Genomic DNA, 25,570 nt, shown 5'->3' with positions numbered 1-25,570 from the left:
TCTTACTGATTAATCATTTTTTTAGAACCTAGAACTATTCCATTTGCTATCAACCTGTAGATATGAAGACCGGAAGTAAAATCAGCAGAAGAAATAGAAATTGATCCGCTTCTTTCCTGTACATTAAGTGGTATGCTTTTTATTATTGTACCATTCATTGAATAAAAAGAAATGGAAGCACTTGTTGTTCCTTCAGGCAAAGAATAATTGATCTGAGCCGTACCATTCACCGGATTCGGTATGTTTTGCGACAGATAAGCAACAGAAGCATCAATCGTTTCATTTGCTGTAGCCACACCGCTCCTGGTTGACAAAGCTGAAACTTGTAATGTCGACTGGCTTTCCAATGTTTCTACTTTTGCCTGTAATTCTTTAATCGCTTCTAATAATATAGGTATTAATCCCGTATAATTTACAGCAGATATTCCATCTGCACTTTCTTCCACCAATTCCGGAAAAACGTCTTTTACTTCCTGCGCAATAAAACCGAACTCCTTTTTATAAACGTCTTTTCTGGTCTGATTTAATGATTGCAATGCAGCCGAAGCATCTTCTTGCCGAATCTTTCCCTGAGCGACCATCTCTGATATTTCTTCTGAACTGGCTCTATTATTATAAACCAATTTCTCGTACGATTTGCCATTTAGGTTCTTGAGTTTTTCCAGATAGTTAGAATTATTGTCATTGATGTTTACAATATTTCTTTTAAACTTTTTATCTGACGTGATCAATAATCCACTGGTAGTCCAAACCTGACCATTCACTTCAAGTGCATACGTGGTCGGTTTACGATTAATTCCAACTTTACCGGTAGCATCAATGAATATTTTGTAGTTTCCTGGACTAGTATTTGGATAAGGGCGCCAAAAGTTTAGTCCATTTTCATAGAACTCCATTCCAAAGTTAGGTCCCAGATATATACCAGGCCCTGTACTTAAGGTTTCCCAAGCTGTAGGTTTTTCACCAAGGAACAAATGACTGTTGTGATAAAGCATCTGTGCTTTCACTGATGATAAATAAATCATAGTTAACAATGCAACAAGAACAACTCGAAAAACTGATTTTTGCTTTTTCATTTTGTGTAATTTTAAAGTTAATAATTATAATCAAGTAGCAACATTCACATTTTTTCAATTAAAAAGGATATCTGACAGTTATTACCGGATTTAAGAGGTCTTTACAGATAGATTAGATTCCAAATAACATCCTTATATAAGTAATAAATTAAAATAAACGACAGTAATATAACAAATTATTTTTAGCAAGATGATGAAAAGAGAAGAAAATATTATAAAAAATTATCCCGTCATCTGCCACACAACATACAAAATCAAGCCGAATCTTATAAAATAAGGCTTACATTTACCCCGAAAGCAAATGAGAAAGATTGTTGCAACCGGAGAAAAGCCTGGCGAAACTTTCAAAAGATTGTTGTTCCGATGTAAAATGCTTTCGGTACTCCCGTAAGGTCGATGCAACTGATGCAATAACCTCGCGGAATCTCCGAAAGCACTTTGCAACCCTTGCAACAACCTCGCGGAAATCCCGAAAGTACTTTGCAACCTTTACAACGACCTTACGCATAAAAAAACAAGTTGTTACATCATTAAATCAAACAAAATCATGGCTGAAATTAAAAAAGTAGATTTCTCCAGATTCCTGCAAAACCAGGATTTCACATTACACGGGTTGCTGATAGCAGAAATTGAAAAATTGACCGAACCTAAAATCACGGATTTACGGACCATCTATAAAAACAAGTATAATACATTCGATGATGTATTGAAAGTGGGTGGCAAAAACCCTAATTCCAAAAAATTATCAGACCTCGACTTGTTGCAGGATAAAGCATACACGGGACTGGCTGCCCAAAACAAGGCCATGCTTAACCACTTCGACCCGGAAAAAGCAGAAATAGCTTATCAAGTGGATGTCATCCTGAAAAAATATGGCAATCCCTGCCGCCTGGCTTATTTGCAGGAAGATGCCGTCATTAAAAACCTGATACAGGACCTGGAAGCGTTCGACAATAAGCCGGGAGGAGACCGACCGGAAATAGAGTCGCTCGATGGAGTAACAAACCGACTGGAAAAAATAGGACTGCGCGAATGGGTAGACCAATTGAAAATGAAAAATGAAGAATTCATGGCACTCTATACCCAACGAAATGAAGAAAATGCAACTATCGTGACCGGCGCCACCAAAGAGGCACGCGATGCAACGGATGCTGCTTGCTATGACGTGATACGCCGGATCAATGCATTGGCAGATATCAACGGAGAGGCCGATTATCTTACTGTTATCAACAACATTAACCAGTTGCTCGACAAAGAGCTGGCGGCTCTTGCACTTCATCGCACTACGACAAAAAAACGTAACGACAAGAAAAAAGAAGAAGGGGGCGGCAGTAGCGACCGTCCGGAGATCGAATAGAAACAACATCCTCCGATAAATCCGGATAAGAAGAAACAAAAGCTAAAGAAAAAAAGAGATGTGTCTAAAAGCGATTAAAGAACGCAGATGACACATCTCTCCATTTTTCTCCGAAGAGAAAATATCTTAATTATTTAATACCTAATTTTGTTTTGATCGTTTTAGGCAGTGCATCTTTGTGAACGACGATCGTCATAGTTTTAAAAGCGACAAACGGTTCCGAAGCATACCAGGTTCCTTTATATTTGTTGTCAGTTCCCCAGGAATTCTTTACCATATAGAACTTCTTACCGTTCTGGTCTTTGGCAATACCATAGATCAACATGCCGTGATCATCGGTAGTCTGATAGTTATCATAATCTTTCTGACGCATTTCCTGAGTGATCGTCAATTCCTTGCAACCCGGTTTTTCGATCATCTTCTTGATCTCTGCATCCTTCTCAGTCTTGCTCAAACCTACCCATTTATCCTGGTCTGAACCGGATGTTTCAATGGAAGTAACATCAGCAGCTACAGCAATACCGTTACGGGTAAAACCTTTTTCACTTACATCGGCAGCCCATGCGATAGAATAACCTGTATTGATTGCATTGTCCATGACCTGCATCATTTCATCCAACGGCAGGTTATAAGACAAATCCCAACGCCAGTTATCCTGCACTTCAATAGGGAATGCAGTATAGAAAGGATGATGTGTATAAGAAGTCAAAGAGATATAGTCATCGATATTCAAACCCAGTTCTTCACCAAAACTCTTCGGAGTATATTCCTTTCCGTTGTAAGTAAACTTTTCAGGAACTGCTCCCAAATAAGAATCGATAATCCCGTCAAAACCTTTCTTCCAGACTGGCGACAGCTTTCCGTTCGGATTCTTGATGATTGTATTTACATAAGAGATGGCCAGGCTTTCCAATTCACCGTGCACATGCTGTTCTTCGCCATACTGCAATCCGTTCATGACTGATTCGGGTACTGCGCCATAATGTTTCGTTGCGTAAAGCACATCTCCAAACGAACCGCCCTGTGCGAAGTTCAGACAACCATGCAAACGGACAAATTTATCAGCCTTATCTTTATAAGAATGACTTACTACAAACATCTCAGACAGGTCATATTCACCTTTTCCCGTACGCAACAATTCTGCTTCCAGGAAACCGATTCCAGAGAACGACCAACACGTTCCCGTACGGTTCTGATTCTTGACCGGAGTAATTTTCAATTCTTTGACCGGAGTAAACACATACTCGTCTTTTTCCTGTGCTTCAACACTCGTTGCAGAGAAGGCACAAGCCAACAGCAGGCTAGCAGCAATAAGTTTCTTCATCTTTTGTTTTCGATTATATTAGCAATTATACATTTTGAGGCAAATGTACGGGTTTTATTCCAATCTAGCAATCAACCCTTATCAATAAGAACGTTACATAGATTATGAATTACCAATTGTAAAACATTTGTACGATTAAATAAAACCCGGAGTTGGGTTTCCCTCTCCGGGTTCGCCAGACTAAATACAATTGTGTAATCAAAAGCGTATTTGAACCTGGCTAAACTCTTTACCGAAAGCTTGAATGCTATTCAATATCTTTTCGGCCGTATCTTTATTCGGATTTCTATAACCATTAGCATAATTCCAAAGCTGCTTCTGGTTAACACCCGTTATTTCTTTCATGCCTGCAAAGGAAATGAATTTTGAATAATATTTCAAGAATCCGGACACATCAAAAGTAAATTCGATTTCGTATTCTCCTTTTAACAGTTCCGGTAATTCCTCGTTTACCTCCTTATACAGTTCCAGGCCTTCCAGTAGATTTTCTTTTGTTTCTTCTACTGTATCACCAGCACCATACACACCGGGCACATCTTCCAACCATGCCCCAAACTGATCCTTACCACCAGTTATGACCGCTTTCAATAATTTACTTTCCATATTCTTTGATGTTTTTAATTACAAAGTAAAGAGAGGGGCTTAAAGCCCCATCTCCTTTTCAATCTTAAGCCGAAGTCCTTCGGGAATCTCTTTAGAACCGTGAAAAGGTACTGGATACCTTTTTCCATTCTTTTCGTAGATTACATGACTTCCACTTTTACGAACCTCAATCCAACCTTGCCGAACTATGGTTCTGTGAAATTCTCTGTACTTCATAATTTCAAATATCGCTTTTGATTACATCACAAATGTAGGAAATATTTCTATCACCACAAAATACGTCGATAGAAATATTTCCTACATAGTCATATTTAACATTTGCACATAAAAAAAGAGTGTCCGGGCAATCACTTGTCCAAGCGCTCAACCTTAACTATGAAAAAAATTACGTTTTTCGTTTGGAAATGTATCTGTTTATTTAATAAACGGATCTACAGATTGAATGTTATTCAACAGGTTTATCGTATTTTTGAACAAAAAAAACAGTTTTCGTAAATAATAATATACTTTTGTGAATACAATATTTATTTTAAAGTATAGTGGGGTATGAAACATCTGTTATTTCTTATATTTTTTGTATTTACAATGCATTGTTCAATCATTCATGCACAAGAAAATGAAGCTTTAAAAGAAGGAATCAGACAAAAGTATAACATCAGTCTTGATCAAATTACGTACGAGAATAAATACGAAGATGAGATAGGTGGATTCTATTATGTACAAGTTAATAATCATTGTGGTATGATCGATAGTAAAGGTAAAATTTTTATTAAACCATCCAATTATACCAGTATATTCTATGTACAAGATGGTTATTTTGTGGTTGGTCAAAATGGTAGATATGGAATTTGTGGTTTTAATGGTAAAGAACTTTTATACTGTGGGGAAAGAAGGCTTCGGATAATTGGTAATCACATACAAATAGAAAATATGCCTCATAAAAATACGTATATACCTTTAGCCGCATTTGATGGATATCATAATATGGGAAAAACTACACATGAAAGTTCTAATTTGTTGGAGTTTCCCCAAAAACAAAACAGTGAAATTGTTAAAAAGCTCAAACAAAGGTATCCTGATATACAATATATTGCATATGAAAATAAATACGGATTTAAACTAGAATGTTTTTATTATTTCCAAGTTAATGGTAAATGCGGGATTTGTGATGATAACGGAAAAGTCCTGATTGAACCATCTAGATTTACTAGTATATTTTATGCACAAGATGGCTATTTCGTCGTTGCAATAGGGGACAAGTATGGAATCTATGGGTTTGACGGTAGTGAACTTTTATATTGTGGAGAGCATGAACTTCTCATTATAGGTAATAAAGTGGCAGCAAAATATTCACCAGATATAGAAAATGTATATCTCTCATTAAGTTCACTTGGTGGATATCATAATATGGTGAAACCAACTTATGTTGTTTCAAGTTTACTTAAGTCGCAGATAATATCTACAACGAATAATGAAGTACGCGAAAGCAAAAAACAAACTTCATCTGTAACGGGTGAGAATGACGCAACTTCTCTTCCAGAGGAAGAAAGAGAAGTGACACAAGCAGAGCTGGACAGGTTAAAAAAAGAATTAAGAGAATTGTCGGATGCAAGTAAAAAATCACTTCGTGAGAGCGAAGAAGAATATGATATAAGTTTCATGTATACAGAAGATAAATCTACATATGATGGTCCAAAAGTTATTTCTATAGTTAAAAAACGAATAAAGAATGATATGTATGACAGAGCAGTAGACATACTCAAAATGTATCTTGTGGAGAATACAACATTTACTGCAGATGAGTTATTTGAATGCGGAAAGTTATTGGATGAATTAGATATTATATATACAAAATTAATGATGCAATATAGTATGTCTCCTAAAGTTTTTTCTTTCTTGAGCACACAGGCAAAAGTGCGGGACCTAGGACTAATGGCATATCAATTATCATGGGAAAAAGGAAATAGCCAAGCTGAAAAGATTGTTAAACAAAGAGTAATGAATGCTATCATTTCGACGCAATCACAATCCATATTTTCTTCTCCAGGCAATTCCTCTGGATCTTCTAGTAGTAAATCTTCATGTAGTAGATGTGGTGGAACTGGTGAAATTATTGAGTCAACAGCCTCATATGTAGGTGGAACAAAATGGTGTAGTAAATGTAACAAAGAGGTACCTGAAGGTCATTATCATACTCCTTGCCCTGTATGTGGAGGAAATAGTTATTGATAACCTCTTTAAAATACTATTTTAAATTTTTAAAGATGAACTAATGAAGGTTATCTTTACTAGTTCATCTTTTTCACAAATTAATTTTTTCTCTGTATAAAAACTGTATCCGTAAAGGTTAATCCTTATATCTAAATGACTTACTGATCCAGTTTAAACCTTTGGCTCCACACGTCTTCTTCATTATTTTCTATCCATGTTAAAATCGTCTGATGAGCCCCTACTTGTTCAGCATTATAACCGCGTGGATGCGTCCGTTCTTTATCTCTCTCAACAGCATCTAGCCAGCCTGAGACAACACTTCCTTGATCACGTCTTATAATAGTGTTTACGCTTCCGCCAGCATTATGGGTATGCGTATATCCCAGATAATATCCACTAATATGTAGATGTGGGCATTTACTTGCATTCGGAATATATTTGTCTTTTAGCTGTATTACTTCGAATGTCCTTTTTTGAGTTCTATTATCTATAAATTCCTTCAATTGCCTATTTCCAGTCTCCCTATTAGCAATCGCCCTGCTCTGCTGCCCCCTTCGCTCCCTATTATATTCAGCCATACTCCATACATTTAAAGTGATGGATAAAGATAGCTAATAAGAAAAAGACAGGCTAATTTATTTACTAAACGACAAGATTTGTTTGTAAACGACAAACCAAAGGACATGAACGTAAAAAGAGCGTCCGGGCAATCACTTGTCCAGGCGCTCAACCTTAACTATGAAAAAATTTACGTTTTTCGTTTGTAAATATACGAGTTGTTGTGATCCGGTGTTCACCGGATTGAATGTTGTTCAGCAGATAACTCTGATTATTTATTGAAACAAGACTCTATTTTTTTTCATTTTGCAGTCTTTGCTGGTAAAATTCTGATCGTTTAACTTTATCCATTATTCTTCCATACAAATCTTTCCAATTTTTATCGTTTAACAAATCGGGAAATGATTCACATATATTTTTTGATTCTAAGTCTTGTTCATCAATAACACCAAATTGATATAATAGCTCATTGTATAAATGATTTTTACATTCATTTAAAACGTACATATAAGCAGCCAAAGTATTTTTCATACCAATTGAAGGGCCTTCATATTCACGAACACACTGTTGCATAAACTTAATCCTTTCATATGATGATGAAAAACTCGATACAGAAGGAGCTGATATTATTCTTAGTAATAAATCATTATTAAAGCTAATATCAAATGCAGTTGGATAACCAAGAGTCCTTTTTGCAAATCTATCCTTTTGATACACAATAGTATCAGAATCTTTTGAAATATCATTACTGAATCCTGATACGTCATTATATGCATCAGTTATACTTTTCTCAGAAGCCTCTATATATTTAATCACATTATTTTTTTCAGTTTTAGAAACCTCAATTTGATTAAAATAAATAGCTAAAATTACGCCAAGAAATGTCATAGAACATACCGTTATCATTTCTTCCAATATTGTCCATATTTTTTTCCCTTTTTTATAAAAACACATTTTATAGGAAAATACAACAACTATAACTACTATAGATAAAACAAGATATACATTCATAATTTTAATATTTAAGGAAAATTTGTATTAATGTATAGAATTTCAATTCATCAAGATTTTTTTTGTTAGATACAAAGCACTTTTATATCCGTACTACAATTCTTGAGATTATTAACTGAACCACTCAACACCATCTTTCCTGGTATTCCATAAACAAAGATATTTACAAAAAACACTTTTTCATACTAATATCATTCAAAATGTTAATAAAAACTTAATGTGCGCACATTCTATCGGATCAAATTTACACAAATAAAACAATAAAAAGCATCTTTTTTATAACATTTGTGTAAAAATATCTCTTTAACAATCAGCCATTTACAAATTAAACTTGCTATACAATAAGCCATTTTAAGTAATAGTTTTCATCTTGAAAAGCCAAGCCGCCCCACCTATCACAGGCAGAGCGGCACACACTAGTATTAATATCAAACAAAAAGCTATTTCTTTCGACGGACTAGCCAGAGCATCAGAATTACCAACGCCCCTACCCCGATCCACATTAACGTCTCCTGATACCATCGAAGCCGGTTCACCTCGACAATCTTATCGACTGGATATGGCACCTGAACACTATCCGTTTTATAAATATTGATAGTATCACGTAACAAGCGATCTTTATATTCTGTATGCCATCTATCCCGGAATACCGTATCTCCTTTTTGATAAACGTTAATACTATCATGAACATGAATACTATCACGTTGCAGTCGATCACGGTACTCTATTTCCGTTCTAACTTTTTCGACAGGTACATAGACCATTTTCGTACAGCCTACCAGCCAAAAGGCAATACATATATATAATAGGACTCTCATAGCAGATTCCACCCCGCGATTACGTCTGACATATCAGCCTCTCTCCCATTCTCGACACGACTCATCCCGGCCACGATCCGGATCATCTGCTCACGATCGAAGCTCAGGGGATCGTCGGGTCCGATCCCGGAATAGCTACTCACTAGCGACACATAAGCGCTCGTATTGTTTTCGTTTTCCGGTGCCCAGCGTCCGATCATCTTTCTGATCGTGGTTAAACTATATTTCCGGTAATAGTTCGACAGGATTTTAAACATCGCTCGATAGCCGTGAGCCATGCTTTTGAATTGCTTAAAATCCTTGTCTCTACTCGGGTTTACTTCGCCTTGAAATACATCGCTATTCTTTCTGATGTTGCCGGGATTGTTATTTCTCAGCCCCCTAGCTAATTCATTCTTTTTCATCTTTCTTCTCCTCTATCTCTATTATGTCCGCTTTTTTCGCGAACAGTTTAAACACATTTACTTTAACCTTCTTCCCGTGAGCCTCAAAATAGTTTCCGTAACAGGAGTTTATTTCAAAGCCATAGACCGCGAGCAAAACCAATGCCGGTAACAAGGGTATATCAAACGGTATCCCAAACGCTTTGTCTAAAGCACCAGCAAGCAATATCCAACATAGATAGTCCACCATCTTATTAATTGTCCTTCGACCGGCCCGAGACTTCCGGATCTTCTCTTTTCTAAATTTAGCGGCCTCAATGCCGAACCGTAGATCGACTAAGACTAATACCACGGCAGCCAGTAAAAAGAATCGTAGCGGATAGAGGAAGTCAACAAACTCACTCAACACGACTGCACCCACTCCATTTATTACATTCCTCTCATCCATATACTTTGTTTTTCAAATTAATATTCTACCTTTGTTAATAGGTAAACACAGTTTCGAAAAAAGAAACTAAGGTATCCGCCTCCCTGCTGCGAAGTTCGGAGGCGGAGTTTTGTTTCATATCTTATGCGATCTGAACTATTCCAGTTCGGCAATCTCCAACTCCAATTGGTTGATCTGATCTCGGATAGATTGTCGTTCCTGATGTAGGGTATTAAGATCATATTCACATTCTAATCCTAAAGCTGCATATTCAGTCGCTTTGATAATCTTATAGTCAGACGCTTGTAAGGATTCAATAAGCTTCTGTCTATCTCGGTTGAGATAGTATCGTTTTTCTGTATTTTTATCCATATCTTATACTATTCCAATTGTTATAGTTTTTGATAATTTATTGCAAACGAAAACATTACCAGATGTTTCCTTTCTTCCTAGAGATATTTTATTTAACTCTCCATATGTTGCAGAGAAAACACCTCCGCCATAAATTAATTTAGAGTTCTTATAAGAGTCAATTAAAAAAAAGGAAGTTGCTCCTTCATACGGAAATGTTACAGTAAATGTCCTACAGTAATAATATTTCCCTAAATCATATTCTTCCCCTTCTTTAAGTGTTATAACAAAAATATTATTATAAGGTATAATATCTTTACTCATTAATCCATTTGAATCTTTTGTAGCGATAGGTATTTTACTAGTTAGTAACTCAATAAATCTCACTATGGTCATAATCTCCGCTGGTTCCCCGCTCTTCGGATTGATTAGCGACACCAACCAATCATCTGGTAAGGAGTTCGTTTTTATCTTCAAATCATTTAAAGCTACATCTATATTTAAATTTGAGCTATCTGCCATAATTTTTCGTGTTGTGGGCGCGTGCCCGGTTAATTAATAAATTTAGAAAAGGTTATGGCAGATATAGATGATTAGGCTTTCATGCCGACAACTTGTTTCTGTAGTTCAAGGATAGCTTCGGCCATTTTCGGTATACTATACTCATATCTTTCGATGGTCTGCGTTACGGGCACCGGTTGCCCGGTTTCCTCTAGCGTCATCGGTGTATCGGCTGATACCGGTACTTCTTCTACGATTGTTTCAGTCAGATCATTAGGAATCAAAGAATAATTGCTAGGAATTGCTGCAGTAAATCTCTTCCAGTCAGAAAACGTATTATTTATATAAACACGAGTATGTATAAGACCGGTTTTATAACCTAAAGCAATCTGTACCCTATTTGAGGTAGAAGAAATACCTGAGTAAAATATTTGTATAATATAATGAAAATCATCATCACTTGGACGGTTTACCCCTCCCAACAAAACTAAATTATTTAATATTGTATTTGCATCACCTTGAGGGATATAATAAGCCATGCCGCTAAATCTTCTAAATAATGTACTCGAAAAAAGTCCATTATTATTTTCCGAAACGATAGGCTGCTTGTTTGTAAACAACTCGATAAACCTAGCTACCGTCATATTTTGTGCTGGTGCTCCAGTCTTCGGGTTGATTAAAGTTATCAACCAATCATTGGGCAAAGAGTCTGTCTTTAAATCAAGTCCATTTAATGCCTTATCTATATTATCTGCCATAATGTTTATTTAATTAATTAACCGGGGCGGTCCCGCCCGCGGAAGGTTACATTTGTTGTACCTCGCTATCGTCAGAGATATTGAGGATTTGTTTAAGTCTCTTGTTTTCTGCCTGTAGTTCCAGGACAGCTTTTCCGATCTTGTCGATTGACCAGATGTACTGTTTCTCGTTTGACTCAGATTTAACTGGAATTGAACCATCCTGACCCGATTGTACTGATTGTTCGCGAGAAAAATTTGATATAGATGTTTCTGCAGGCAAGTTGCAGCGAACTTGCCTGCTCTCCAGTACTGGAGAGGTTGTAATTGTATCGGTTAAAGCATTTTGTTTAACTGCTACCGATCGACCTGTTTGTATTGTTAATTCAGTTAATCCACCAGGATCGCTAGATACAGTCATGGGATATGTAACACCAAAATAACCTAGTGGAGTAATGGATACTTCCATGTTAGTATCTGATTTAACATATAATTCCAGCATATCATTATATACTCTATAATAATATCCTCTTGTCAAACCTGGATTAATGCCTAGCGATGTCAATACCGGTACTGAATTTTTCTTTATTACAGCACATACGGGGCCTATTAAAGAGGCAGAAAGATTACCCGCCCAAATTAAGGCACACCCTTGACTATAATGATAGTCTGCTGTTCTCATCAATAATATATACTGATTATCAGAAGATGTACCTGACTTGTATTTTAATGAGGACAGTTGTTTATAATTTTCATTACTAAACAGACCGTTAGTTTTATCTGTCGCTACTGGCATTTTACTTGTCAGCAACTCTATAAACCGCGCCACAGTCATATTTCGGGCCGGTAGTCCTGTTGTTGGATCAATCAATATTACCTTCCAGCTATCTGGTAGACTGTCTGTTTTGATCGTTAGATCATTCAAATCAATTTCATTCGCCATAATATTTCAATTTTAGTTGTTAGTTCTATTTTGTTTCAAATCTTTCCAGTTTTGAGTTATTTCAGTAAAATCCATCTAATGCAACTACCTGAAGCTTTTAAAGAGTAGCCTAGTACCGCTGAAAATCGAACTATACCTCCACAAACACCAACCGAATCCTTAAAAAACTCTTCTCGTGGAATATCTGAAGAACTTTCAGTATTTATCTTCTCTCCGTTTTGTGTAGTAACTATTGTTGAATACGTACTCTTTGTATAAGGAGGCCATTGATTATCACAAATGGAAACAATACTTCCTTCGTAACTTTTGTCTGTAGGTAGTATAATATTGTTGCCATAAGATTTTATATTCAGATTGTTTTTCAATAGATATTTTCCATTTGTCTGTACTGCATCAGATTGTTCTATATCTATAAATGGCAGTTTAAGATATCCATAAAATTCCCCTTTATAGGCATAAAACTCCCCAGTTCTACCATTCATTATAAGATATGGTTTACCTGTTTTAGGATCAACATCCCGGCTTTGCATAAGCTTGTTTTTAAACAAAAATCCCGCTATGTCAGCGCCATCAATTAAAGCAGTATCCATCGCAACAAAGCCCAATTTGTTCGCCGGTTCCCAGTTTGCGTCACCGTTCTGTGACGTGGGAGGCACGGAAACACCTTGTCCCGGACTGTAATTACGAACCTGAAAGATATAGTAAATGTTACCAAACGGATGCAGCACGATATCTCGATACTGTTCATTCCAAAAAAACGGAGCTTTACTTTGGTCGTAGTAACCACAATTTCGCGGCATAGCACCGGTTTGTCCGTCTTTAATCACAGAGACACCGACTTCATCCATGTAGTTACTGTTCCAGGCTTTTGCATCAGCTTGATTCTGATACAATCTGATGGCATAAGCTTTGATTCCTGCAATAACTGTTACGTTTACAGATGATGCTTTTACGGGAGCGACATGCTGTTCCCAGGCAGATGTTCCGGTGATTGATTTTCTAGCAGCCAGATAAAACTTATCAGAGGCTTGTACTGATCCGGTACCTGTCTGTTGTTTGGCTAACACGGTAAAGGCAGACGGAGTAGGTGTACCGACTGTATTAAATGTGATATTTGTTATAGGAGATACAAGCCAATAGGCTGTAGCATCAGTTCCTGGCTTACCATCTTCTGCCGAATACTGTACCGGATCACTCCAGCTGCCGGTAGCGTCCGATACCGCCTTCTTCGTAGATTTCCACCGGGCACCAGTCATAATTGTTTGACTCCAACCTAAACTATTTCCAGTTAAAATCGGACGGGGCGGTTTGGTTACGCTTGTATGATAAGTTGTAAACTCTTGCTTGATCGGCTCGACAACCGTCGGAGGAATAAAGATATCCCAGTATTCCGAATTAATAGTTTGAGGCGTAAGAGGCTTGCATAATAGATAGCTACCACCGGTCTTTAGATATTTACCTCCTGTGGTCAAGAATGGTACAGGCGTTTGCCCTGTATTTTTCTTTTTGCAAAATATCTTACCTCCTGCAAAAGATAGGAGATCACGTTGCTGATATTCTCTATATGGACTATAAGGTTCTGTTATATAGTTCAATCCGGCTTCACCCGGATCACCTTTAACTTTACTCCATATGTAATCAGCTGGATTGTCTGATTCCTTGATAGTTTCTTTATTATACGCTAGCCCGATATACGCTTTTCCATCAGGACTATTACTCATTCCGTTACCTTGGTCATCATCTGCATATCGAATCCATGTGTAGTAAGTTTTTCCATCATCTCCCGGTTTTCCCGGTATTCCTTCTCCAACGATTAAAGCCCAAGTATATTCTGTTGGATCACTGGATTCGATAGGACTAAGTTTATTAATAGCAAGTCCTATGTACTTTTTCCCAGCCGGTAGTTCAGACATACCGTTACCTTTGTCATCATCAGCAAATTTTAACCAGGTATAATACTGTATCCCGTCATCTCCTTTTTCACCTGGGACACCCTGTGCACCCGGTTCTCCATCTTCGGATATTAATTGCCAGGGATGATTTGGATCGCCGGTATATAACCGTTTGCCTCCGGTGGTTAAGTATTTTCCTCCAGAGGTCAAATACCCTCCAGGATTCTTTACTGGTTTTACTCCTATGTTGCCCCTATTAGCAATATAAGATGCTCCATCACTTCGAACGATATTGCTTTTTTCATATTCACGGGCACGATCCCACTCACCGACCGCCTCGGCACTTGTTCCGTCTTTACCGTCTTCCCCTTTTGATACGCGCTTAAACCAGTCCGGATTAGCATCGGTCGGTTCCGATGTTGTCCCATCCGGATTGACACATAACCAAGATGATCCGTTATGTGTCACATTATCGTAGTAGGCATATTTCCCCTTAACCCAATTCCCTTTAAAGAAGGGTACTCTCTCAACAGACGTTCCGTCAGCAGACATCTGGTTGATAGTGCCGGTCATGTAAATGTTATTTAGGAAAATGGAATAACCGGTCATATTATACCCATGTATCGAAAGATTTGTGAGGTCACCAAATTGAGCGGCAATCTGACGTTTTTCGAACTCCCAGCCATCAACATGATATAGATAGCGGGTATAAGTCCGGGTTGAGTAGTTTGATGTCTGACGGTCTTTATTTGTAAAGTTTCCATAGGCAACGAAGTGCATCGCTTCGACTGGATGGAACTCGTGAGGATAACTAGCAGAAGAAGGGCGAAGCTGATATCTAAATGTCTTGTTCCCTTTATCCAGTATTTCTGTCACAGTGAAATAAGCCGTAAAAAAGCCAGCAAAAGTGAAAACGCCTTTGCTGTCGTCTTTGTCCTCTGTCGCATTTTCAGAAGCAATAAGAGAGTGAAATATACCCATACAGATATCTCCGACGGAAACTGCCCCGACCTCCCCGTTTTCAAGTTTTAATTTGGCAATCCGATTTTTGACATCGACAGACTCAATAATTCCACCACCGGGAGCGTTCCACTTGATACCTGTAAACACTTCGGCCCGGTTAAATCGAATCTCAGGTACTTCCAAAAATCTACGTATAATCAATGACTCCAACTCTCCGTTTCCGAAAGCGTCAATCATACCTCCTTTACCGGTTAGGATACCAGGGATGAACTCTCCGAATTTTGTCCCTTTCAAAAAGTTGATCAATTCCAGGGCAAAATCTTCAATGTCCTTCCTGAGGCGTTTTTCGTCCTCATTTTTCGCCCGGAGAGCAGTATAAAGGTTCTTGTCGCTAGGTACAGTTTCGGTATTCGTTGACTCAATTATTTCAAGAGTTGAAAGTTTTTTTAATGCGTCAGCGTCAGTCGCTGTCAAGTGGATATCCCGGGCAAATTCAGAATATTCATCAGAAGTCGAAATAATTCCGCTCAGTTCACTATGGTTTGTAACACCACTATTTGTCCCCGAGGAAATAATTGTGTTATTTCCTCGAATGGCATTCGCTGCACCTTCCAATACCCTTCCTATTCTTGGGGTAGCAGAAACCTCTCTAACCTTATATGTGTACTTTTTAGCCATTCTAATTAGTGAACTCTACGCCTTCATAATTGTCAGCTTCTATTTCTACCATATTTATCTCAGAAGTGGCCGCACTTAAATTTTGCAACTCAGACGTAAGCATGTATTTACCTGGCGTATTATTTTCTGAGCAGATTGTAAATTCGGGTAATAATTTGACCGTTCCGGAAAACTGATTTTTGCGATTCCCAAATTGAGAATAGATAGTACCTATTGCTAGCTGTTCCAATCCTGCCGTATATCCATTTCGGTAAAGTTTTTCAACCATATCATTAGATGAGGCACGAAATATAATACCGCGAGCGGCAGGAGATGCTTTTTTCATTGTTCCTATATGTGTTTCTACCTCATATTCCTCTTCTGCATCTCTTTCTATCCAAGCGGTATGTATTTGATCTTTTAAGTCTAGAGAATTACCATATTTATCTACAAGTTCGATCTCAAATGACTTATAAAGCATCCAACGTGTTCGTGAATAGATATCCTTTTCCTCACGTTTATAATCGAATTGATAAACACCAACACCTACACGAACATCAAGCCACCCCGCAGTAGGCGGCATTTCGATAAATTCACCTTCACCTCGTTTAGTTATTTTGGCCGGTAAACCGCCTCTATAATAGCCTATAATTTGCCTGTTAGTACTCCAACCACCTAGTCCGGTTCCACTTTTGCGGTTTCCCTCATCATAATAACAGAGATAACAATCACCCCATGAACCTTCTCCGGCATCCCACCTACCAGCTAAATCATACCGATCACTCTCCATCACATTTTTATTTCTGTAATGATATAAAGCTTTCCCATCTTTATCTCGTAATGTCAACATTATAGGGACATAGGCAAAATTACACCAGTCAGTAAGACGAGCATAATTCCCCTCCTCATTTCCAAGGGCGGCAGATTCAAAAGGATTGTATCTCACATCAAAAAGAAAATTTAAAGACAGTTTCAATTTATAATCCGTCCTACGGTAAGATACATATCCCAAATAGGGCTGTTTCTTCACTTTAAATAATTCTCCTTTTACATGTTTACCTCCAGACATACAGGAGGTAGCTTTATTTAGGTATTGTATATTATCCGGGGTACAACAATACGCTACACCACGATCATTATTTCCGCTGTAAGTAGGCTTTATGCAAAAGTATTTGGCACCGGTACCCGACTTGATTTCAAAAACACTATCTTTGGTCGTATCAAATGATATCTTAAAACCTTCTACCCCGTCGTTATGGTCTGTTTTGACTAACGTCCCTCCATCCTCAGGAGTTTTATAATCTTCCTCATCCATTTCTGCAGATAATATGTCTGTTTGCTCATAAGCAGAAAAAGTTATCCTAGCATTATTGTAAACCTTATCAACACTAAGTAGACTGTCTTTTCTCATCCATTTTATCAAGATAGGATTCTCTGTTACTATTTGATTAATATCAAAAATATGAATGGAACCGTTCTTTTGTTGAATGTGGGCTGTGAATGGAGTCAAGACATACTCCAATACATCATTTAGGTTGTCGGCTTCCCCATCTTCATTGTAAAAGTTATCACTCAAAATACTAAGCGACTCAAATATATCATTTGAGTCACCACTGTACATCTTTGTAGAAATATGTTTCTCTATTGCCTTATACTTTAACCCGGCAGAATTAATACAAGTATTGAGAACATCATTAATAGTTTTAAATCCCGCCTCTCCCCACTTGATTCGATTCAATACCGCGAAATCACTAAATGTTAATGAAACAACATATCCTTTTGGAGTATAATAAGGTTCCTCATATAGTTCCGTATCAATTGTGCCACTCCAATAAAGAGATCCGGACCGATAAATATCCAAGCGTACGGTTTTAACAGCAACCGAATAAAGATCGATAAATTTACGATCAGACTGGCAAAGTATCTGTAAGGTTACCGCACTCGACCGGATGGGGTCTAATTTATCCTGTTTCGTCCATTCGATAGTGACAGCTTCACGAACTAACGTTATTTCTTCAACAGCGAACGCTTTTTCTGCATCTTGCCAGATTTCAATATTATATTTAATTTTGTCTACATCACAAAATCTACTCTTGTATCGTAAGTATAAACTCATTGCGTCCTCCTTTTAAATTGATTACGTTTTTCCATCACTAATTCAAGATCCCGACCGGAAATCCGGCCAACAACATTGACATCAACCCGGCTTGTACTACCACCGGCAACCAGTTGAGCGGCGATATTCTTCTGCTGCGCCCTGTTGAGGATAAGTTCACCAGAATTTACCCGAGCCAGTATTTTATCTCCTGAGAAAGAGGCCCCGGGAACAACGCCATTAACACCAGCAATACCTCCATTTTCATATTTTGGTAAAGAAGCAAATGCAGCAGTCATAGCACCGATTGCAGCAATAGCGGTTATCCAGCCTACAATCGGAGTTTCGGCAGCACTAGCAGCACCGGCAACAAGGGCCTTAACTTGTAATGCAGGAATTACAGCTGCTAACGCTTGATATGTACTATTCAAGGCAGCTAAAGAATTTGCACCGTAGACAATCCAGCCTGCAGCTCCCTCATTTGTGGCATTACTAACCGCAAGCAGCATGCTTAGCGTATGGTCTAAAGACTCATTATACTGATTGGTAACCTTTACGTCTTTGGAGGTTATTGCGGGTTTCAATTTTTTATTTGCGATAGGGCTAACCTTCTCCCCTGCTGCATCTTTAGCACTTTTGCCGGTGACCTTTCCGACCTTTTTACTTTGCAGTGGTTTTATAGTCGCTTCTAGCTCTATCAAATGTTTTTCCTTATTAAACTTCTCAATCGCCTTTCTTAATCCGTACCGAGCTGCCTCATCCGTCGAAGCATTTAACTTTTTGGTAAACTCTGCAATCTGAGCATTGATATAGTCGATAGATCCTTCAACCGGCTTTTCTTTTTTGGCTTTATTTTCCGCCTTCCCTGCTTTCTCTTTTTTGGCAGCACGGCTATTTACTCTTCTTTCTGTCAAATCTACTCTTAGTTGAAGAGAGGACATTTCTTCCATTACCCGAGATTGCGCTATCAAAGTTTCTATACTCTTTCTACGCGCTTCATCGTTTTCTTCGGTAAGCCATCCTTGTTTGATTAAAAACTCATTCTCCTGTTTGTATAGTTCCAATTCTTTCTTCTTTTCAAGATATGCCTTTTGGGCTTTTGTTGTTGGATCAAAACCAAAGTTTTTTACTTCATAATCAAACGATTTCTTTAATTTTTCAGCTTCATTATTCAGTTTGACGTATTTTTTATAGGCTTCGTTCATGGGTGCAGTTGCATCACCACTAAAGTTTGTGTTTTGAGCAAAATATCTGACATCATCCGCATTGATATTTAATCCGGATTTATTTGCATAGCTTTTGTTCAATGTCTCAAGTTCAAAGTCTATTGTCTCCTTAGTTTTCTTATTAAGGTGGTTAACTACTCCCTGCATGTTTTGAATCGCATCTTTTTGCTCCGCGATTGTGCTATCTGAATCTTTTGCTATCTGCTCAAACCTTTTGAGGTCTTTTAAATCATCAGCCTTAATAAAAGACAGTGATAGTTTTTTATCTGCCAGCTCATCCATCATGGCAGATAAATCGCGTGCGCTTTCAAAGGCTCCAATAAGTCCGTTTTCGAAAGGAGTCCAATCGCCAGTAGCGAGACTTTTAAAAAATAAATCTACTGAATCTTTAGCCGCATTGATATTGTTATCAAATAAATCAGAAGTAGTCTGGTTACTTCTCATCATTTTTTCCAATCCCTCCCCCGCTGTTATTGCTAATCCAATACCACCGGCAAACTTTAAGAAACTGCTTCTAGCAGCTCCAATAGTACTCTCAAATTTCTTAAAATCCCGATTTGCATCCTGAGTCTTTTTGGTAAACTCTTGCATTTGTTGTCTTGACTTTTTGAGGTTTGACTCATAATTGTCAGTAACTAATTTTAATTTACATAGTATATCTGCCATCTTTCAACTCTTTTTCTATTAATTTTGCTTGTTCTCGTAATTCCCGAAGTTCGTCAGGATCAACCTCGGTACTTTCTTCGATGTTCTCATTTTCTTTATCCCAAGGCAAAGGCAAAAACTCCTCTGCTGTATCTGCATCACATCCTCCAACACGAGCAACGATGAATGATAACAACCTGGTCTGTTCCCATGAGTCCTGCAAACGTTCCGCAGCCCCTTCCATGTAGTCTCCTATTTCTAAGATTGTTGCCTGATCCAAAAAATATACCGGATCCATGCCGTACCGTCCGACACAAATCCGGTATAACTCCCTAACACCTATTACTTTTTCTTCGGCACTTTTTTTTTATCCTCTACAGGAGTACGTTTTTCCAATTCACCAGTCAACCAGTCTCTGAATTTATTAAGAGGCGTATTATCTTCATCCAAAAAACCAACAAGCTGAGCGAACGTGCAAGGGAAATCATCATTACTAGCCAATAGTGCCGAATAAAACAGGAGTGATACAGAAATAAGAGTACCACCGGTAAACATCGTACCAGTTATACATTCATACGTATAGTACATACGTAAGGAGTATTTAATCTCATACTCTTTACCTTCAATTGTCACTTTCATGCTTTCGGGAATTTTTCCAATGCTCCCTTACCTTTCAAAGAGACGGTAATAGTTGCATTTTGTTTATTTGCGGCAGTGATTTTCACACTGTCAATAACAGCTTTGCCGGTATATCCTTTACTAGGCGCCTCCCAACCTGCTGCGGGGACCTCCACATCTGAGGCGTTTTTAGCAATGCCAAACTTGAGGTCTACCGGTTCACCTGCCATCCATAAATCGACAAGACTTTCATAGGTAACGTCTACACTGTCGGCCTCATCGGCGCTACATAGGTTGTCAGAGCTAGCTGACCAAGCCCAGCCGGTAATCTCCGGATCATCCCAGCCGCCACTGTCTTTACTCGCAGAATCTTCTGTGTTGGCAGTAAGATCAATGCCACATGATGTTGCCAACGCTAATGCCTTTCCACCTACAAAAAGCATTAGATTTTTTCCTTTTAAAGGCCGTTTCTTCATATTCTCAATTATTTAAAATGTTTCAAACTCAAAATTTAACACTATCACGTAAACGCCATTTTGATAAGAGTCTCCGCTTTTTTTCAACTCGGCACTTCCGATTGTGTACCCGTCATATTGTTTTTTACTATGCTCTAACGTAATTCGTACACTCTCCGCCAAATCGGCCGCACTTTCGTATTTATCGGCCACACACATAACGGTAGCCTGTGTTACATCTCCCGCCCAACCATCCTTCGTGTATTCACCGACAACATTAATATCGTTAAATACGGCAAATGGGCGATCTGCCCCATCCGGTATAACCAGCGGGAAAACTCTTTCCTCTACTAGCCCATTAACATCATTGTCTGATGTTAATACACTGTATATATGCTTTCCTATTAGTAAACTCATGATCGTTTTTTATTAGCTATTTTAATAAGTTCTTTCTCTATTCCATCGTTGAGTATATCCTGAGCGGCTTTATATTTAGCCTGTACGGCTGGCGCAAAGAATGGCCTGGCTTCCAATACTCCCCTGTTCGTTCCTCTAGGGTACTTCCCGCGCCCTTTTAATTCACGTTCGTCAGTTCCTCGCTCAATAAATCTCAAAAGGTAAGCTGGGTTCTTATAATTGCCGCCCTTATATCTCACCGTTGCTTTACGATTATCAAGCAAGCTGATACTTGCCCCGCGTCCGGATTTATATACAAGAGTATTAACCCCTCTCGATAAAAACATGGGGTTTTTAATAGGTCCGCCCTTATATGACAATCCACGCAGATTTTTCTTTGCTTCAGTTTGTATCATGCGGGAAGATGTAGCAAGAGCCTTCTTCATAGCTTTGTTCAAATCCTTGCTTGACAAATCCAGATCATCAATCACACTGTAAAGCTGATGAGCATCTATTAACCAACCGTCATTATCCGCCATTGTTTTCGTTTATTAAATCCGCGATTATTGTTAGTGACCGATCTGCTGCATCAGGATTGATAGATACTATATTGTACTGATTTCCTTCCCATCTGATCCGCTGCCGGTTATTTATCTTGTCACTTCTCCGACAGGTAATGACTACACTAGTCGGGTTCCAAACTTCACCGGCCAGAATCGCCCTGGAACCTTTACTAAACTTTACATCTGCACGACAGGTATAAGTCGGGATCCAGGTCTGTATCTGTTCTCCGAAACTATTCCGGTCAACATCGGCCTGCAGAAAAGATATTCTATATTTAAGCAATCCGGATGATATCATATAATTTTCTTATGTGGGGTTATTAAAGCCTCTACTCCGAAAGGTACACGAGATTGAGCCGTAGAACTAACAGCCTCACGAACTCTATACCAATGTGTGGCAACCATTAGTACAGCCATTTCGATATCTTCCGGGAACACACCATCATTATCGACTATGATATCCTTAAAGGTTGTATTAAGACGCTTCTCGATAAATCGCTCTGCTGCTACTGCATACTTGATAAGCAATTTATCGTCCTCTTCAAAATCAACATTACACTGCTTCTTTAAATCCTCCAATGTTACTATCATATCATTGCTTTTTACCAAAAGAGGCGGTATTACCCGCCCCCTTCCTTTACATAATAAAAAGATTGTTACAAACAACGTTAAGCCTTAGCCGGAGCAGCAGCTTTAACAGTACCAAGAGCAAAGGCTTCATTTCTGGCAGCTGTCATACTAAACTCTGTGTTAAGCACAAAATAGGTCATGTTCTTTTTTGCACCTGTATAAGGATCTACAATGAAATTTATATCACCGAACTGGCCGAACAATTCATAGCTGAAAATTCCGAAACCGATCTTTCCTGCGCCAATATACTCAGTGACAAAAACAGGAATACCGCCGATTTTCCCGTTCTGGATTATCATTAAACCGGAACCTGCATCGATCGGGGTAGCTTCCAGGATGGCGTACAACTCGGCACCCATAACATACGCTCCTGATCCATCCGGAACAATACCCTTTGCATATACCTTACCACGCATTAGGATCAGTTCCTTATATGTCGGAACCTCACCGGCAAAGTCAACAGTCGTACCCGGAGTTTTAAAACAGCCCGAACACCCCACAACAACTTCCTCCGGCTGAAACATCCATTTATTCAATGTACGCTGCAACGCTAAAGGAATTTGCATTTTAACGATCTCCAGCAAAACACCGCGCGTCTGATGTACGGCGAAATTTGAGACAGGGATAGAAATACCTACGCGCTTCGGAGCGGGTTGTAATTTTGTGATATCGATTTTCTTATCAGACAAAGCCACTTCCTGGCCTGCTATTTCTGCATCAACTGCCGCAACGATCGGGAAAACATAATCACCGGCTAAACCGGTCTGTAATTTAATACCGACCTTATCCAAGATCAACCCCTTTTCCAGCGGCTGAATAATATCCCCAATAGTAACCGGAACAATATTTGTTGCGCTGGCTAAATCCTGCATCACGTCGGCACGTTGCAGTTTGATTGTTGTCTGAGTACTATTGGTAACAGAATCACGCACAATTTTGTCAAATGCATCCGCACGACTTTCGACATGGACAGGCTTACCGGCCTGCATTGCATCAACTCTCATCGACAAAAGACCACGCTCGATACGGATAGATTCAAATTCCTTCTTTTCGTCATCCGTCATGGCGCGTTTTTCCTTTTCGCACAGATCCGCCATCTCGCTCATACGGATATTGATTTCACCGATTCTCTTTAAATAATTCTTCATCTTATGATTTTATTAACGTTAATAAATTTGTTCTATACTTCTACGCATCGCAGCGACCTCCGCGATGACATTATTGTTTTCCGGCTCAATAACTCCGGCATCCTCCATGCTCCTACGACTTACCGAGCTTGCCTGATAAGCTGGGTTCTGTACGATTGATATATCATACATCTGTACAATTTTATTTACTGACCGGCAAAGAATGCCATCCTTATCACGACTGTATGTACAATCTGTTTTCTCATCAAATGAAAACATGAAAGATGATCCAAATAATTCGCCGCGTTTTATGCGCTCAGCAGCCCGTTCGCCGTCGATTGTATCAGGAACATCAAACGAATATTTAACACCATGATCGTCTACCGTCAGCGCCAAAGATCCTTTACCGTTGACGGATCGAGCCAGAAGCTGATTAAAGTCATGATCCAACGTTGCCCGAACGTCCCACTGATCCAAATCAGCCTGTGTTACAGATCCGCGCTCAATTGTTTCGTATATTTTTTCACCAGCCATCCAATCGTAAATAAGATTAGATCTGGAGCCAAAAACAACAGCATACCCCTCAATGATTTCGGGTCTACCTTCCTCTGCGGAACGTACTTGTACGTTAACCGCATCTGAATAAGTTCTTATTTCATGCTTATGCTTTTCCATCTTTTTTATTATTACTGTTAGTTCCCGATAAATTGGCCGCACTTTCTGTCTCTCCACTTATTTTAGGCGAATTTATAGGGGCAACATTACAGGATACGAATACCTGATCGCCGCCCTCAACCGGTTTCAGATCCTTCTTGCGTCGCCAGTCATTAACGGTCATAACCCCGTTTGACAACGTTGTAGTCATATAGACTCCCTCTGTTGCCAGGTCTGTCGTGTAGATACTAGATTTATCAAATTCAAATTTGTAATACTGGTAAAACTCACGGTCTACCAATTTTGCATAAAACTCCATTTCAATTTGTCGGAGTGTTGGAGCTAATGTATCAGTTAAAAAAGACACCTGAGACATTTCGCTAGCTTTGTAATTTGCAGATTGACCGGCAAAAACCTTATCAGGATGCACGCCAAAGAACCGGCATATTTCCAGGACGCCGAACTTTTTACTTTCCAAAAGCTCCATGTCTTTTTGGCTGATAGACATCGTAGAGAATTTGGAGTCACCCGGTACAGAAATAATGTCATTGCCTGACTTTATCGCATCTTCAATTATTTTTGCTGCTGTTTTTAACTGCCCGTCTTGCAGTTCTCCGAATCCTTTCGCAAGACTGTTGTCATTACTTACAAGCCCCTTCAGACGACCGCCAGTAGCAAAAGCGGAAAGGGTTTCTTTATCTGCTGTTGCCGATATTCCCAGGACATTTGTAGCCCACTCAATTGTAGAAACACCAGTATAACCACCGTCGAGACTGAAGTTTCTGATATGAATTATATGGTTGGCCTTGTATGTTCCAAATACTCCATTTATGTAATCAGTAATCGTATAAGAGTTCAGATATTTATCGAAGCTAACACTATGAGGACTACATAGAATAAGTTCATCCAAATCACCTCCTGCCATTCGCGGAAAAACGTAAGCATTCCCTCTCATTACTTTCTCAATAATGATATTGCGCATAAACTCATAGGCCGTCATTCTGGGATTAGCCTGTACAGTAAGAAGATAATACAAATTGGATTGATAATAATCAACAAAGTATCCCTCAGCCTGATTGTATCGTTTGTACTCAAACGGTAACGATGCAACACCGGATGATAGAATGTCTACACATCTAAAGACCGCGGCTATTTTCATTGCTAAATCAGGAGAATTGACCGAGACTACCCGCCCGGAAGATGGCGGAGGTTGTGCAGTCATATCAAAATAGCTTTCTCGATCGGGAGCAATACCGCCCACGGAGTCAGACCTTTTAAATCGAAATAAATCAGAAAAATTCATACCTGGCTTTTTACAACCCGGTACTCCCTGATAAATTGGCCGCACT

Annotated in this window: 28 protein-coding genes; 2 read left to right on the top strand and 26 right to left on the bottom strand. The window is 38.8% G+C overall.

Translation table 11 applies throughout. From position 1 onward, the window contains the following. Window positions 1-2 precede the first annotated feature (2 nt). Window positions 3-1,076, bottom strand: a complete 1,074-nt coding sequence (locus DWW23_RS05480) for a tail fiber domain-containing protein (protein ID WP_122352263.1) — start codon at window positions 1,074-1,076, stop codon at window positions 3-5. Between the two features lie 547 nt (window positions 1,077-1,623). On the opposite strand from DWW23_RS05480, the gene DWW23_RS05475 reads away from it, so the two are divergent. Continuing rightward, the gene (locus DWW23_RS05475; protein ID WP_122352262.1) at window positions 1,624-2,433 is read left to right on the top strand and encodes a DUF6261 family protein; all 810 of its coding nucleotides are present in this window, start codon (window positions 1,624-1,626) and stop codon (window positions 2,431-2,433) included. A 130-nt stretch (window positions 2,434-2,563) separates the two neighbouring features. Here DWW23_RS05475 and DWW23_RS05470 read toward each other — a convergent pair whose 3' ends face one another. The 3 genes from DWW23_RS05470 to DWW23_RS27020 form a co-directional block, all read right to left on the bottom strand. Further along, entirely contained in the window at window positions 2,564-3,757 is a 1,194-nt protein-coding gene (locus tag DWW23_RS05470) for an aminopeptidase C (RefSeq protein ID WP_122352261.1), read from the bottom strand. Window positions 3,758-3,955: 198 nt separating this feature from the next. Continuing rightward, window positions 3,956-4,360 (bottom strand): type II toxin-antitoxin system HicB family antitoxin, encoded by a 405-nt coding sequence (locus DWW23_RS05465; RefSeq protein ID WP_122352260.1) that lies wholly within the window; start codon window positions 4,358-4,360, stop codon window positions 3,956-3,958. 39 nt (window positions 4,361-4,399) lie between these two features. Then, the gene (locus DWW23_RS27020) at window positions 4,400-4,576 is read right to left on the bottom strand and encodes a type II toxin-antitoxin system HicA family toxin (protein ID WP_122352259.1); all 177 of its coding nucleotides are present in this window, start codon (window positions 4,574-4,576) and stop codon (window positions 4,400-4,402) included. Between the two features lie 330 nt (window positions 4,577-4,906). On the opposite strand from DWW23_RS27020, the gene DWW23_RS05455 reads away from it, so the two are divergent. Continuing rightward, on the top strand, window positions 4,907-6,589 hold the full coding sequence (locus tag DWW23_RS05455; protein ID WP_122352258.1) for a WG repeat-containing protein: 1,683 nt from the start codon (window positions 4,907-4,909) through the stop codon (window positions 6,587-6,589). 140 nt (window positions 6,590-6,729) lie between these two features. Here DWW23_RS05455 and DWW23_RS05450 read toward each other — a convergent pair whose 3' ends face one another. The 22 genes from DWW23_RS05450 to DWW23_RS05345 all read right to left on the bottom strand — a co-directional run bounded on the left by DWW23_RS05450 (window position 6,730) and on the right by DWW23_RS05345 (window position 25,443). After that, window positions 6,730-7,149, bottom strand: coding sequence for a hypothetical protein (locus DWW23_RS05450; RefSeq protein ID WP_122352257.1), 420 nt, complete (start codon window positions 7,147-7,149; stop codon window positions 6,730-6,732). Between the two features lie 271 nt (window positions 7,150-7,420). Next, complete coding sequence (locus DWW23_RS05445; protein WP_122352256.1) at window positions 7,421-8,140, bottom strand: hypothetical protein; 720 nt, start codon at window positions 8,138-8,140, stop codon at window positions 7,421-7,423. 440 nt (window positions 8,141-8,580) lie between these two features. Continuing rightward, window positions 8,581-8,958 carry a hypothetical protein gene (locus tag DWW23_RS05440; protein WP_122352255.1) on the bottom strand — a complete coding sequence of 126 codons (378 nt, stop codon included), beginning with the start codon at window positions 8,956-8,958 and terminating at the stop codon, window positions 8,581-8,583. After that, entirely contained in the window at window positions 8,955-9,362 is a 408-nt protein-coding gene (locus tag DWW23_RS05435; protein ID WP_122352254.1) for a structural protein P5, read from the bottom strand. Before DWW23_RS05435 ends, DWW23_RS05440 begins: the two co-directional genes overlap by 4 nt. Beyond that, on the bottom strand, window positions 9,349-9,789 hold the full coding sequence (locus tag DWW23_RS05430) for a phage holin family protein (RefSeq protein ID WP_122352253.1): 441 nt from the start codon (window positions 9,787-9,789) through the stop codon (window positions 9,349-9,351). The genes DWW23_RS05435 and DWW23_RS05430 overlap by 14 nt, the downstream gene beginning before the upstream one ends. Window positions 9,790-9,924: 135 nt before the next feature. Further along, on the bottom strand, window positions 9,925-10,140 hold the full coding sequence (locus DWW23_RS05425) for a hypothetical protein (protein WP_122352252.1): 216 nt from the start codon (window positions 10,138-10,140) through the stop codon (window positions 9,925-9,927). 3 nt (window positions 10,141-10,143) lie between these two features. Next, complete coding sequence (locus DWW23_RS05420) at window positions 10,144-10,641, bottom strand: hypothetical protein (protein ID WP_122352251.1); 498 nt, start codon at window positions 10,639-10,641, stop codon at window positions 10,144-10,146. A 71-nt stretch (window positions 10,642-10,712) separates the two neighbouring features. Further along, the gene (locus DWW23_RS26520) at window positions 10,713-11,378 is read right to left on the bottom strand and encodes a pyocin knob domain-containing protein (protein ID WP_187576636.1); all 666 of its coding nucleotides are present in this window, start codon (window positions 11,376-11,378) and stop codon (window positions 10,713-10,715) included. Between the two features lie 46 nt (window positions 11,379-11,424). Then, window positions 11,425-12,300, bottom strand: a complete 876-nt coding sequence (locus DWW23_RS05410; protein WP_122352250.1) for a hypothetical protein — start codon at window positions 12,298-12,300, stop codon at window positions 11,425-11,427. Between the two features lie 56 nt (window positions 12,301-12,356). After that, window positions 12,357-15,833: a hypothetical protein gene (locus DWW23_RS05405; RefSeq protein ID WP_147382595.1), complete on the bottom strand. Its 3,477-nt coding sequence runs from the start codon at window positions 15,831-15,833 to the stop codon at window positions 12,357-12,359. 1 nt (window position 15,834) lies between these two features. After that, window positions 15,835-17,928 carry a hypothetical protein gene (locus DWW23_RS05400; protein WP_122352248.1) on the bottom strand — a complete coding sequence of 698 codons (2,094 nt, stop codon included), beginning with the start codon at window positions 17,926-17,928 and terminating at the stop codon, window positions 15,835-15,837. Further along, the gene (locus tag DWW23_RS05395; protein WP_122352247.1) at window positions 17,925-19,799 is read right to left on the bottom strand and encodes a hypothetical protein; all 1,875 of its coding nucleotides are present in this window, start codon (window positions 19,797-19,799) and stop codon (window positions 17,925-17,927) included. Before DWW23_RS05395 ends, DWW23_RS05400 begins: the two co-directional genes overlap by 4 nt. Further along, window positions 19,780-20,022, bottom strand: a complete 243-nt coding sequence (locus DWW23_RS05390; RefSeq protein ID WP_147382594.1) for a hypothetical protein — start codon at window positions 20,020-20,022, stop codon at window positions 19,780-19,782. The genes DWW23_RS05395 and DWW23_RS05390 overlap by 20 nt, the downstream gene beginning before the upstream one ends. 98 nt (window positions 20,023-20,120) lie before the next feature. Beyond that, on the bottom strand, window positions 20,121-20,417 hold the full coding sequence (locus DWW23_RS05385) for a hypothetical protein (protein ID WP_122352245.1): 297 nt from the start codon (window positions 20,415-20,417) through the stop codon (window positions 20,121-20,123). Further along, the gene (locus tag DWW23_RS05380) at window positions 20,414-20,809 is read right to left on the bottom strand and encodes a phage tail protein (protein WP_158583158.1); all 396 of its coding nucleotides are present in this window, start codon (window positions 20,807-20,809) and stop codon (window positions 20,414-20,416) included. The genes DWW23_RS05385 and DWW23_RS05380 overlap by 4 nt, the downstream gene beginning before the upstream one ends. Window positions 20,810-20,884: 75 nt before the next feature. Continuing rightward, window positions 20,885-21,268 (bottom strand): DUF3168 domain-containing protein, encoded by a 384-nt coding sequence (locus DWW23_RS05375; protein WP_122352243.1) that lies wholly within the window; start codon window positions 21,266-21,268, stop codon window positions 20,885-20,887. Next, window positions 21,265-21,786 carry a hypothetical protein gene (locus DWW23_RS05370; RefSeq protein ID WP_122352242.1) on the bottom strand — a complete coding sequence of 174 codons (522 nt, stop codon included), beginning with the start codon at window positions 21,784-21,786 and terminating at the stop codon, window positions 21,265-21,267. Before DWW23_RS05370 ends, DWW23_RS05375 begins: the two co-directional genes overlap by 4 nt. Further along, complete coding sequence (locus DWW23_RS05365; RefSeq protein WP_122352241.1) at window positions 21,776-22,108, bottom strand: phage head closure protein; 333 nt, start codon at window positions 22,106-22,108, stop codon at window positions 21,776-21,778. Before DWW23_RS05365 ends, DWW23_RS05370 begins: the two co-directional genes overlap by 11 nt. Then, window positions 22,105-22,401 (bottom strand): head-tail connector protein, encoded by a 297-nt coding sequence (locus DWW23_RS05360; protein WP_122352240.1) that lies wholly within the window; start codon window positions 22,399-22,401, stop codon window positions 22,105-22,107. The genes DWW23_RS05365 and DWW23_RS05360 overlap by 4 nt, the downstream gene beginning before the upstream one ends. A 77-nt stretch (window positions 22,402-22,478) precedes the next feature. After that, window positions 22,479-23,588: a phage major capsid protein gene (locus DWW23_RS05355; RefSeq protein ID WP_122352239.1), complete on the bottom strand. Its 1,110-nt coding sequence runs from the start codon at window positions 23,586-23,588 to the stop codon at window positions 22,479-22,481. An 18-nt stretch (window positions 23,589-23,606) separates the two neighbouring features. Next, window positions 23,607-24,242, bottom strand: coding sequence for an HK97 family phage prohead protease (locus DWW23_RS05350; protein ID WP_122352238.1), 636 nt, complete (start codon window positions 24,240-24,242; stop codon window positions 23,607-23,609). Next, complete coding sequence (locus tag DWW23_RS05345; protein ID WP_158583157.1) at window positions 24,229-25,443, bottom strand: phage portal protein; 1,215 nt, start codon at window positions 25,441-25,443, stop codon at window positions 24,229-24,231. Before DWW23_RS05345 ends, DWW23_RS05350 begins: the two co-directional genes overlap by 14 nt. Window positions 25,444-25,570: the final 127 nt, after the last annotated feature.

The organism is Parabacteroides sp. AF14-59 (genome assembly GCF_003479515.1).
GTDB classification, from domain to species: Bacteria; Bacteroidota; Bacteroidia; order Bacteroidales; family Tannerellaceae; genus Parabacteroides; species Parabacteroides faecis.
Note: the sequence above shows the minus strand (reverse complement) of the source record. Positions and strands in the feature narration are given on the sequence as shown.